This is a genomic window from Roseibium sp. ROS1 (genome assembly GCF_054658215.1).
This window is the reverse complement of the sequence record NZ_BAAGIG010000001.1, coordinates 405834-416970: the sequence shown is the minus strand read 5'-3', so window position 1 is coordinate 416970 and position 11137 is coordinate 405834. Positions and strand designations below refer to the sequence as shown.

The 11137-nt window shown below is 59.1% G+C and carries 10 protein-coding genes; 1 reads left to right on the top strand and 9 read right to left on the bottom strand.

Going from position 1 to position 11137, the window contains the following annotated elements; translation table 11 throughout:
* Nucleotides 1-209: 209 nt before the first annotated feature.
* The 8 genes from ACYQ6M_RS01795 to ACYQ6M_RS01760 all read right to left on the bottom strand — a co-directional run bounded on the left by ACYQ6M_RS01795 (nucleotide 210) and on the right by ACYQ6M_RS01760 (nucleotide 7977).
* Nucleotides 210-1394, bottom strand: coding sequence for a M56 family metallopeptidase (locus ACYQ6M_RS01795; protein ID WP_023003072.1), 1185 nt, complete (start codon nucleotides 1392-1394; stop codon nucleotides 210-212).
* Entirely contained in the window at nucleotides 1381-1776 is a 396-nt protein-coding gene (locus ACYQ6M_RS01790; RefSeq protein WP_023003071.1) for a BlaI/MecI/CopY family transcriptional regulator, read from the bottom strand. The genes ACYQ6M_RS01795 and ACYQ6M_RS01790 overlap by 14 nt, the downstream gene beginning before the upstream one ends.
* A gap of 167 nt (nucleotides 1777-1943) precedes the next feature.
* Nucleotides 1944-2225: a DUF2160 domain-containing protein gene (locus ACYQ6M_RS01785; RefSeq protein ID WP_023003070.1), complete on the bottom strand. Its 282-nt coding sequence runs from the start codon at nucleotides 2223-2225 to the stop codon at nucleotides 1944-1946.
* The gene (locus ACYQ6M_RS01780; RefSeq protein ID WP_023003069.1) at nucleotides 2222-3019 is read right to left on the bottom strand and encodes a carbohydrate ABC transporter permease; all 798 of its coding nucleotides are present in this window, start codon (nucleotides 3017-3019) and stop codon (nucleotides 2222-2224) included. The genes ACYQ6M_RS01785 and ACYQ6M_RS01780 overlap by 4 nt, the downstream gene beginning before the upstream one ends.
* Nucleotides 3020-3030: 11 nt before the next feature.
* A complete protein-coding gene (locus ACYQ6M_RS01775; RefSeq protein ID WP_023003068.1) occupies nucleotides 3031-3897 on the bottom strand; it encodes a carbohydrate ABC transporter permease in 867 nt (288 codons plus the stop codon).
* Complete coding sequence (locus ACYQ6M_RS01770; protein ID WP_062487254.1) at nucleotides 3894-4985, bottom strand: ABC transporter ATP-binding protein; 1092 nt, start codon at nucleotides 4983-4985, stop codon at nucleotides 3894-3896. Before ACYQ6M_RS01770 ends, ACYQ6M_RS01775 begins: the two co-directional genes overlap by 4 nt.
* 12 nt (nucleotides 4986-4997) lie before the next feature.
* Entirely contained in the window at nucleotides 4998-6062 is a 1065-nt protein-coding gene (locus tag ACYQ6M_RS01765) for an ABC transporter ATP-binding protein (RefSeq protein ID WP_460071780.1), read from the bottom strand.
* A gap of 175 nt (nucleotides 6063-6237) precedes the next feature.
* Complete coding sequence (locus ACYQ6M_RS01760; protein ID WP_031270305.1) at nucleotides 6238-7977, bottom strand: ABC transporter substrate-binding protein; 1740 nt, start codon at nucleotides 7975-7977, stop codon at nucleotides 6238-6240.
* A gap of 559 nt (nucleotides 7978-8536) precedes the next feature.
* Here ACYQ6M_RS01760 and ACYQ6M_RS01755 point away from each other — a divergent pair.
* On the top strand, nucleotides 8537-9595 hold the full coding sequence (locus tag ACYQ6M_RS01755; RefSeq protein WP_460071778.1) for an NAD-dependent epimerase/dehydratase family protein: 1059 nt from the start codon (nucleotides 8537-8539) through the stop codon (nucleotides 9593-9595).
* Nucleotides 9596-9987: 392 nt separating this feature from the next.
* Here ACYQ6M_RS01755 and ACYQ6M_RS01750 read toward each other — a convergent pair whose 3' ends face one another.
* Nucleotides 9988-11124, bottom strand: a complete 1137-nt coding sequence (locus tag ACYQ6M_RS01750) for an ABC transporter substrate-binding protein (RefSeq protein ID WP_055656303.1) — start codon at nucleotides 11122-11124, stop codon at nucleotides 9988-9990.
* Between the last annotated feature and the right edge of the window lie 13 nt (nucleotides 11125-11137).

Sequence of the window (11137 nt, the reverse complement as noted above, 5' to 3'; positions counted from 1 at the left end):
GGCACCGCCCCTGTGCAGGCACGGTTCAGTAATCCCCTGAATGGCGAATGATTTCCAGATGGATATTATTGAATGACCCGCAATCGAGGCACGCGCAGCCCGAACGGGAGCTCGAGGTAGCCTGTCGGAGAAAGGCCTCAAGGTTTGTGGAACAGAGGGGAAATGCTCCTGCTCCGGACGACTTTCCGCCCGGAGCAGTGCTGGATCACTCAGCGAAGCGGGCGCTGCGCAAAAGTATTGTAGGCTTGCTGCCCGTTCGAACCGTTTCTGGTTTCCAGGCGTTCCAGATTGATGATGGCCGACAGCATCAGCCGGTCCTGGCTCCAGTCCGCCGGTTTCTGGATCGATAGTGCCGACAGGAAAACCACCGCCACCATGGGCAGCACGGCCAGGCAGGTAACGCCCCAATGAGGACGAACCCGATTGGTCTCCAGCAAGGCCTCCACGCGGCGGCGCAGTTTCGCGGCCGGGGAACGGCGAAGCAGCTTGTCCTGCACCTCCAAAAGGGCAACGGCTGCGATCCCGACGGAACGTTTGCGCGCTTCCTTGTCCTGGCGCTTGCGGATCCCCGCCTGGGCGGCGCGGAGCAGACACATGCAATAGGACCTCAGGTCCACATGGGCGTTTTCGGCGACCTTTTGATCGCAGGCCAGTTCACGCAGACGCTCGACTTCCGACTTCCACATGTAGAAGAACGGGTTCCAGAAGAACAGCGGGCGCAGCAGTTCAAGCCCGATTTCCCAGGTGACATCGCCCTGGCGAAGATGCTGGAACTCGTGCTTGAGAACCAGCTTCAGGTCTTCCGGCTCGGCCAGCAGGTCGGACGGAATGACCACGTAGTGGCGCCTCAGCCCACGTGCGGAAAACGGCACCATTGCGCGATCCGACAGCAGCAACAGCACACGGCCATTGCTCCGCCATTCATGGCAGGTTGCCAGCACCCGGTACAATCGGACGAAGCTGACGACAAGCTTCAGCGCGAAATAGCTGAATCCGGCCACGAAAGCCAAAGCAATCCCGGCACCCAGACCTGTAGACAGGGTCAGGATCGTTTCGCTGATCTGCGTGCGCAGCCCGAGCAGCGACTGGAAGTCTTCCGCCGAAATGGCGATGCCGCCACGCAGGTACTGCGACACGGCGTAATCGGCCAGGTTGACGGACATGGTCCGGGGGACCACCTCCGCCGACAGCATGTGCTGGTAGCCCATGACGGCGAAGGGTGTTAGCAGGATCAGGGCGAACAAGCCGTTCAGCAGCCCAAGCTGTACGGAAAAGTCGACCTTCTTGCCGGAACGGGCCAGCAGAAGTTTGGCGCTCAGCCACACCATTGCGGTAATGGCCAGTGTGATGTTCAGATCGATATAGATATCGAAAATCTGGTTAAGTAGCGTCATCTGTCCTCCTCCTGTCCAGCAACGCTCTGATTTCCTCCAGATCGTCTCCCGATAGTTCGTATTCATCGACAAGTCGGGCCACGAGGGACGCCGGCGTGCCATCGAACAGTTTTTCTGAAAGGTTTCGGAGAGATCGGGACTGGTAGGTATCCCTGGTCAGCCGAGGGGAATAGATGAATGTCTTGCCTTCTTTGCGGCTGTCCACGAAGCCTTTTTCATCCAGGATCCGCATGATGGTGGCGCAGGACGTATAGGCGAGTTTTCTCTCCGGCGGCAGACATGCAAGGATGTCCCGCACGGAACCTTCGCCGAGTTTCCAGAGTTCGGTCATGAACTCCAGTTCGACTTCGGTCAAAAACTCGTTGCTCTTACGCTTTCTCATTACAGTCCTGCACCGATTGCGGAATGGATGTGGCTTACGCATCTATTCATGCACCAGAATATCGGAAATTACTATGTCTTTAGTCGACGAAGGTGTTCGGGTTTCTCCCCTGATCGAGACCACCTGATGGACGAAGCGCGCGGGAAACCCGCGCGCCTTTATTCACGTCAGACTTTCCAGAAGCAGAAGACGCCCCAACCGATGCTCAGAGCGAGCGGCCACCAGAGTGGGTTGCCCACCAGGCCAAGCCAGGCCAGGAAGATATATGCCGTTCCGAGCAAGGTGATGAAGAGGCGGTCACCCCGGGTCGTTTCAAGTCCCAGGACACCGCGCCGGGCAGCGCCACCGGGAAATTTCACTTCCAGAGCAGTCAGCACCCCGATTGCGGAGAATATACCGACGAACAGCAGAGCCGTCGGCAGGGTCCAGGCCATCCAACCGAGCATCATACCCTCCCCAGGGCAAAGCCCTTGGCAATGTAGTTACGGACAAAATAGATGACGATGGCGCCGGGAATGATGGTCAGGGTCCCGGCGGCCGCCAGCAGACCCAGTTCGTAACCGGCGGAGGAAGCGGTTCGGGTCATCACGGCGGCAATGGGTTTCGCCTCGACGGCGGTAAGTGTCTTGGACAGCAGCATTTCCACCCAGGAGAACATGAAGCAGAAGAAGGCGGCCACCCCGACGCCGGACTTGATGGCCGGCAGGAAGATCGTCATGAAGAAGCGCGGAAAGGAATAGCCGTCCACATAGGCGGTTTCGTCCAGTTCCTTCGGCACCCCGCTCATGAAACCCTCCAGGATCCAGACCGCCAGCGGCACGTTGAACAGGCAGTGTGCCAGTGCAACGGCAAGATGGGTGTCGAACAGGCCGACGGCGGAATAGAGCTGGAAGAAGGGCAGCGCGAAGACGGCCGCCGGAGCCATCCGGTTTGTCAGCAGCCAGAAGAACAGGTGCTTGTCGCCCACGAAGGAATAGCGGGAGAATGCATAGGCTGCCGGCAGCGCGACGGTGATCGAAATGACCGTGTTGATGGTCACGTAGATGATCGAGTTGATGTAGCCCCAGTACCAGGTCGGATCGGTGAAGATCTCGATGTAGTTGGCGAAGGTCCAGGTCTGCGGGAACAGCGTGAACCCGGACAGGATCTCGTTGGTGGTCTTGAAGCTCATCGCGACGAGCCAGTAGATCGGCAACATCAGGAAGAGAATGTACAGGATGGGAACCAGGCTTTTCAGGCGCATGACGGTTCTCCTCAGGACTTGTTATCGTTCATCGTCATCAGCGTGTAGAACAGCCAGGAGGCGAACAACGTGATGGCGAAGTAGATGAGGGACATGGCGGCTGCCGGTCCAAGGTCGAACTGACCCAGCGCGATCTTCACAAGATCAATCGAGAGCAGCGTCGTGGAGTTGCCCGGACCACCGCCCGTCAGCACGAAAGGCTCCGTATAGATGTTGAAGCTGTCCATGAAGCGCAGCAGCACGGCAATGGTCAGCACCGTTTTCATCTTCGGCAACTGGATGAAGCGGAACACCGCCCACCGGGAGGCTCCGTCGATTTCCGCCGCCTGATAGTAGGCGTTCGGGATCGAAACCAGACCGGCATAGGCCAGGAGCACCACCAGCGATGTCCAGTGCCAGACATCCATGACGATGATCGTCACCCAGGCAGCAATCGGGTTCTGGGTCATGTCATAGGAGATGCCCAGGGTGTGGTTCAGGAAGTAACCGAGCAGACCGATGTCCGGCAGGGTGAAGATGTTCCACATCGCGCCGACCACGTTCCACGGGATCAGCATCGGCAAGGCCATGGTGACGAGGCAGAACGGCACCCAGAAGCCCTTCTTGGGCATGGACAGCGCAATGGCGACGCCAAGCGGCACCTCGATAATCAGGATCAGGAAAGTGAACAGGAACTGCCGTCCGAGCGCATTGTGAAAGCGCTCCGAGCGAAGCACCTGCTCGAACCAGTCCAGACCCTGCCAGAAGAACAGGTTGTCGCCGAAGGTTTCCTGAACGGAGTAGTTCACCACGGTCATCATCGGGATGAGCGCGTTGAAGGCGACAAGAATGAGCACCGGGGTTACGAAGAACCAGGCACGTTGATTTTGCGTTTTCATCGGGCCCCTCCCTCAGGCTGGCTCGCCAGCCAGCCGTCCTTGTAGAGACGCGTCTGGGATTGTTTGAAGTCGAGCATCACGTCGTCTCCGGCATTGGGCGCCTCGCCCTCCAGAATGGCGTTGATACGCATGTCATGAGCGATCGCCTCAACCACCTTGTGGCGGCCGATATCGGCAACCTTGCGGACCTTCGCCGCAATGCCTGCACCGTCGGCAGACACCTTGACGAATTCCGGACGGACGCCGATCTCCGCCGTGCCGTCGCCGGCGGCAGTCACCGGGCCTTCCAGCGCGACCTTTTCACCGCGGAAGAACGCGGCCCCGTTCTGGACGTCGCAGGGCAGGACGTTCATTCCCGGAGAGCCGATGAAGTGACCGACGAAAGTGTGGGCCGGACGTTCGAACAACTCCACTGGCGTCCCGATCTGCACGACTTCACCGTCCTGCATCACCACCACCTGGTCGGCAAAGGTCAGCGCTTCGGTCTGGTCGTGCGTCACGTAGATCATGGTCGCCTTGACCCGCTGATGAAGCTCTTTCAGCTTGGATCGCAGCTTCCATTTCAGATGCGGGTCGATCACCGTCAGAGGCTCGTCGAACATGACGACGTTGACGTCCTCGCGGATGAGGCCGCGGCCCATGGAGATCTTCTGCTTGTTGTCCGGCGAAAGATTTGCCGCCCGGACCTTCAGCATGTCGCTGACTTCCAGCATTTCGGCGATCGCGGCGACCCGGCGCTTGACCGTGTCCTCGTCCCGCCCGCGGTTTCTGAGCGGAAAGGCCAGATTGTCGTAGACGGTCATCGTGTCGTAGATGACCGGAAACTGGAACACCTGCGCGATATTGCGCTTTGCCGGCGGCAGCGAGGTAACGTCCTGATCGTTGAACAGGATCTTGCCTTCAGAAGGCACCAGCAGGCCGGAAATGATGTTCAGCAGCGTGGACTTGCCGCAACCCGACGGGCCAAGCAGGGCATAGGCGCCGCCGTCATCCCACGTCAGGTCGATCTTCTTCAGGGCGTAATCCGCATCGCTCGCCGGATTGGGTTGGTAACTGTGACGCAGATTGGAGAGTTTGATTTGTGCCATGATGTCCTCTCCTCAGGCGACCAGCTGGCCGTCAGGCGCAAAGAAGAAACAATGGCTCGGATCCAGGTAGAAAGTGTGGACCTCGCCGACGGAATAGGGATGAACACCGGGTGACAGAGAGACCCAGGCGTTGCCGTCCATGTCGAAATGGGCACTGCTTTCCGAACCGCTGAGCTCCGTCACCAGTACGTGTCCGTCAAGCTTCACGGTATGATGCGCACTTGCCACCGGCATCACGTGATTGGGCCGGATGGCAAGGGTGTAGGTGCCATCTTGAAGTCCCGACGCAGCACCTGTGGCCTGCCAGCTCGTGACCTCGTTCAGGATCACCAGGTCACCGCGCTTGGTCACCGGAGCGACATTGATCGGCGGGTTGGAGAACACCTTGGCTGCGTCCAGATCCTTCGGCTTGCGATAGATGTCGGCGGTCGGGCCGAACTGCACCACGTTGCCGTCGGTCATGAGGGCCGTATGCCCTCCCAGAAGAAGGGCCTCTTCAGGTTCGGACGTTGCGTAGACGACGACCGCGCCGCGGCCTGCAAAAAGTTCCGGAAGCTGGTCGCGCAGTTCCTCGCGCAGCTTGTAGTCGAGGTTGGCGAGCGGTTCGTCGAGGAAGACCGCATCGCTTTCCTTGACGATGGCCCGCGCCAGCGCGGTGCGCTGCTGCTGGCCACCCGACAGTTCATGCGGCTTGCGGTTGAGATACGGGTTCAGCTTCATCAGCTTGGCCGCTTCTTCCACCCGGCCTTCGATCTCCGACCTGGCAACACCTGCAACCTTCAGCGGCGAGGCGATGTTGTCGAAGACAGACATATGCGGGTAGTTGACGAAAAACTGGTGCACCAGGCTGATGTTGCGCTTTTGCGCGGACAGGCGGGACACGTCCTTGCCATTGAGCACGATCTGCCCTGTCGCCAGGCTGTCGAGACCAGCCATCAGCTTGATCAGCGAGGTCTTGCCCGAGCCGGTTTCCCCAAGCAGAACATTGAAGTGACCGGGATGCAGCGTCAGGCTCGTTTCCTTGACATGGGTGATGCCTGCAACGCGCTTGCTGACGTTCTTAAGTTCTAGAGACATTTATTTTTCGCCCGCGTCCGGACAGGTGCAAGTGGCGAAACATCGATTTCGCGCCCTGTCGCTTCGGATCGGTGGTGGACCGGGGAGACGCCCCGGTCCGGTTTGTTGGGTGATGGGTGCCCGGGCATCATGTTCTGCATGGCAGACACGATGCCCTTGCACGTCGCGCTCAGGTTTACTTTTCAGCCCAGCGTGCGACCAGCTCGTCGTAGTTCACGGTCTGGCCCTGCGGCTTCTCGTTTTCGAGCTTTGCCTTCGGTGCGCCCGGCTTGTTCAGCCATTCTTGCGGATCCGACTCTTCGTTCAGACGCGGACCGCAGCCACCGTAGACGTTGGCGCGCTCGTCAGCCTGCTGCATGCGGGCCATGACGATGTCCATTTCCTGTGCCAGACGATCCATGGCTTCCTGCGGCGTGAACGCGCCGGAGTTCACGTCACCGATCTGCTGCCACCAGATCTGGGCCAGCTTCGGATAGTCCGGAACGTTGATGCCGGTCGGGGACCAGGCAACACGGTCCGGCGAGCGATAGAACTCGACCAGGCCGCCGAGCTTCGGAGAACGCTCGGTGAAGGACTCGTGACGCACGGTACTGTCGCGAATGAAGGTGAGACCGACATGGCTCTTCTTCACGTCAACCGTCTTGGAAACCACGAACTGGGCATAGAGCCAGGCTGCTTTCGCACGATCCACCGGAGTGGAGTTCAGGATGGTCCAGGAACCCACGTCCTGGTAGCCGACCTTCTGGCCTTCTTCCCAGTAAGGACCATGGGGGCTCGGAGCCATGCGCCACAGCGGCGTGCCTTCGTCGTCAACCGTGTTGTTGCCTTCGGACTTCGGCTTCACCATGTCCGCGGTGAACGCGGTGTACCAGAAGATCTGCTGGGCAACGTTGCCCTGGCTGAGAGCCGGCAGGGACTGATAGAAGTCGAAGCTGGCAGCACCCGGAGGCGCGTAGTTGCGCAGCCATTCGTCCCACTTGCGGATCGCGTAGACGGCCGCCGGGCCGTTTGCAGCACCACCGCGGGAAACCGAAGCGCCAACCGGGTTACAGGTACCGGCTTCCATGCGGATGCCCCACTCGTCAACCGGTACGCCGTTCGGCTCGCCCTTGTCGCCCGCACCCGCCATGGACAGCCAGGCATCGGTCATGCGCCAGCCGAGATCCGGTGCGCGCTTGCCGTAGTCCATGTGACCATAGATCTGGACGCCGTCGACTTCCTTGACGTCCTTGGTGAAGAATTCGGCGATGTCCTCATATGCGGACCAGTTGACCGGCACGCCGAGTTCATACCCGTATTTTTCCTTGAAGGCTGCCTTCAGGTCTTCACGGTCGAACCAGTCCTTGCGGAACCAGTAGAGGTTCGCGAACTGCTGGTCAGGCAACTGATAGAGGTCGCCGTCCGGGCCGGTCGTGAACTGGGTGCCCATGAAGTCTTCCAGGTCGAGGCCCGGGTTGGTGACATCCTTGGCGTCGCCGTTCATCCAGTCGGTCAGGTTGTAGGCGAGCTGCAGACGGGAATGGGTGCCGATCAGGTCGGAGTCGTTGACATAGGCGTCATAGAGGTTCCGGCCGGTCTGCATCTGGGTCTGCACGGCCTGCACCACTTCCCCTTCGCCGAGGATCTGGTGATTGACCTTGATACCGGTGATTTCTTCGAAGGCCTTGGTCAGAACTTCCGACTCATAGGAGTGCGTCGGAATGCCTTCGGACAAGACGTTGATTTCCATGCCCTTGAACGGTTCGGCCGCATTGATGAACCACTGCATTTCTGCAAGCTGCTCATCTTTTGACAGAACGGATGGCTGGAATTCCTGGTCGATCCACTTTTGCGCCGCTGCTTCATCGGCAAAAGCGGACCCTGCCCCCGCAAGCACAGCACCAGCTGCGACTGCGGTGAGTAGATACTTACGCATCTGCATCTCCTCCCGTGAGATATTAAACGCCGTCATTAACCGGCTACGAATAGATGGTCACAGCATCGCCATGTTGTCAAACTAAATTTTTAGTAGATAATCAAGCCTACTCAAACGAGTGTCAAAACATTGGTTTCAAAGGCTTTTCAAGAACAGGAGCGACCCCTGAACCCGACCCGAAAACCCGGTCGCCTGTCGACCAGCACCGTCAGTGTGGCACAATTTTGACATCAGATGTAGCACGAAATCGGGTTTCGAGTCTTTCATATTTTTCTACATCATACTTCTATTGAGGTTCGTTTTGCATCGCAAAACGAAATCCGAATACTGACTTTGCACTGCAGCGTGACCTGCTCGCCCGTGTCCCCAGCCTGTCTGCACCCCGGATACGACGTCCGCCGGGCAGGTCTTCACGATCGTCTGTCGCCCATTGGCTGCTGGACGGGCATCTATGGCAGAAAAAATTCCTGTGTTGACGCACACCATCCAGCGGCTATCTCACTGCTTGGACAAGCTGCCGGCGCAAGAGCGGCCTTCAAAGGAAGGATGACCCGATCCGATGACCTCTTTTTCCACCGATGCACCGGTCTTGGTAACGGGTGCCACGGGCTATGTTGCCGGCTGGCTGGTGAAGGAATTGCTCGATGCCGGAATTACGGTGCACGCTGCTGTCCGTGACCCGGACCGCAAGAACAAGGTCGCACACCTTCAGGAGATTGCGGCCGGATCTCCGGGCACCTTGCGTTTTTTCAGGGCCGACCTGCTGGAGGAAGGTTCCTACGCCGAGGCGATGGCAGGCTGTGCCATCGTCTTCCACACGGCCTCCCCTTTCACCACATCGGTCAAGGACCCGCAGAGAGAACTGATCGAGCCCGCAGTGAAAGGCACACGGAGCGTTTTGGAAACCGCCGCGCGGACTGCAAGTGTCAAACGCGTGGTCGTCACCAGTTCCTGCGCGGCCATCTACACGGATGCAGTCGACTGCTTAAAAGCCCCGGGTGGCAAACTGACGGAGGAGGTCTGGAACACCACCGCCTCTCTCGAATACCAGCCCTACAGCTATTCCAAGACGCTTGCGGAACAGGAAGCCTGGAAGATCGCCAGGGCTCAAGATCGCTTCGAGCTGGTCACCGTCAATCCGTCGCTGGTGATCGGTCCGGCCCTTAACGACAGGCCGACATCCGAAAGTTTCAACATCGTCCGCCAGATGGGCGACGGCACCATGAAACGGGGCGCTCCGAAACTTGGCCTTGGCGTCGTGGATGTGCGTGACCTTGCCAGGGCACACATGGAGGCCGGCTTCCGGGAAGAGGCCGAGGGACGGCATATCATCTCCGGCCACGACACCAACATTCTGGAACTCGGCAAGGCCTTGATCGAGAAATACGGCGATCGTTATCCGGTGCCTCGCCAGTCGCTACCCAAATGGATCGTCTGGCTGGTCGGGCCGATCGTCGGCGGTATTTCACGGAAATTCGTCACCAACAACGTCGACGTGAAATGGCGCGCCGACAATTCCAAAAGCAAACGCGCCCTTGGCGTAACCTACAGACCGATGAAAACCTCCATGGAAGAAATGTTCCAGCAGATGATCGATACAGGTGTGTTCGGGAAGTAGCTCGCTTCAGATCACGCCGTCTCCGTTCGCTGAGGTCACGGCATGGATTACAGGGTCAAGCCCTGCAATGACGGACGCTGGGCAAAGCATCGCCGTATCCATGCCCTCTATTCTCCCACTCGCTCCCCGTCATCCCGTGGCTCGACCATGGGATCCATGCCGTTGCCCTTGGGCCAAAACGCAGCCCCGGCTGGCATGGTCAAGGTGCGGATTACAGGGGCAAGCCCTGGAAAGACCGAAGTTAGGAGAGGAGTAATTTCGCCGGCAAAGGTAATTGAACCCAGCCCCATACTTCCTGCGAGCCGGGACCCGGAAGCCCCACGATTTCAAAAAAGAAAAAGGCGCAGCCCGGAGACTGCGCCTTTCGCAAAGCTTGGAGAACCCGCCGGGTCTTACATCTTGCACTCGGCTGAATAGGCATCACCGTGATCGGTCAGGGCCGTTCCGACGATCTTGTTGGTGTAGACATCACCTTCCTTGATCACCTCGCGAACATAGATGTCCTGGATCGGATGATGGTTCGGGCCGAAGCTGAACTTGCCGCGCACGGACGGGAAGTCAGCTGCTTCAAGCGCTGCGCGGAAGCCGTCTGCGTCCGTCACATCCGCCTTGGCCATGGCCGACAGCAGCAGATTGGCCGTGTCGAAGCCCTGGGCCGCATAAAGCGACGGCAGGCGACCGTATTCAGCCTGGAAGCTTTCAACGAAGGCTTTGTTGGCATCGTTGTCGATATCCTTGCTCCACTGGCTCGTGTTCTTCACGCCCAGCGCAGCATCCCCGACTGCCTGCAGGATACCCTGATCAAAGGAAAAGGCCGGACCAACGACCGGAAGGCCGACGCCGCTGTCGGCATATTGCTTCAGGAAGGAAATACCCATGCCGCCAGGCAGGAAGAAGAACACGCTATCGGCGCCCGATGCGCGGATCTGGGCAATCTCGGCCGCATAGTCGGTCTGGCCCAGCTTGGTGTAGATTTCACCCGCCAGTTCACCGTCGTAGTAGCGCTTGTATCCGGTCAGCGAATCCTTGCCGGCCGGATAGTTCGGCGCGAGGATGAAACTCTTCTTGAAACCGGCTTCCTTGGCGTAGGCGCCTGCGGCCTCATGCAGGTTGTCGTTCTGATAGGCAACACTGAAATAGTTCGGATGGCAGCCCTTGCCGGCCAGAGCGGACGGACCGGCGTTCGGTGACAGATAGAACTTGCCCTGGGCCGTGACAGACGGCACGACGGCCATGGCCAGGTTCGACCAGATAATGCCGGTCAAGACGTCGACCTTGTCCGACTGGATCATCTTGTCGGCAAGCTGAACCGCGACGTCCGGCTTGCGCTGGTCGTCTTCGATGATCACTTCCAGGTCCTTGTTGCCGGCCTGTTTGACCGCCAGCATGAAGCCGTCACGTGCATCGATGCCAAGACCTGCACCACCGCCGGACAGGGTCGTGATCATGCCGACCTTGACGGGTTCGGCCTGTGCCGCTCCCGCCAGAATGGCCACCAGGCTGGCGGCCGCAGCAAATTGTTTCAACATAGGAAATCCCCTC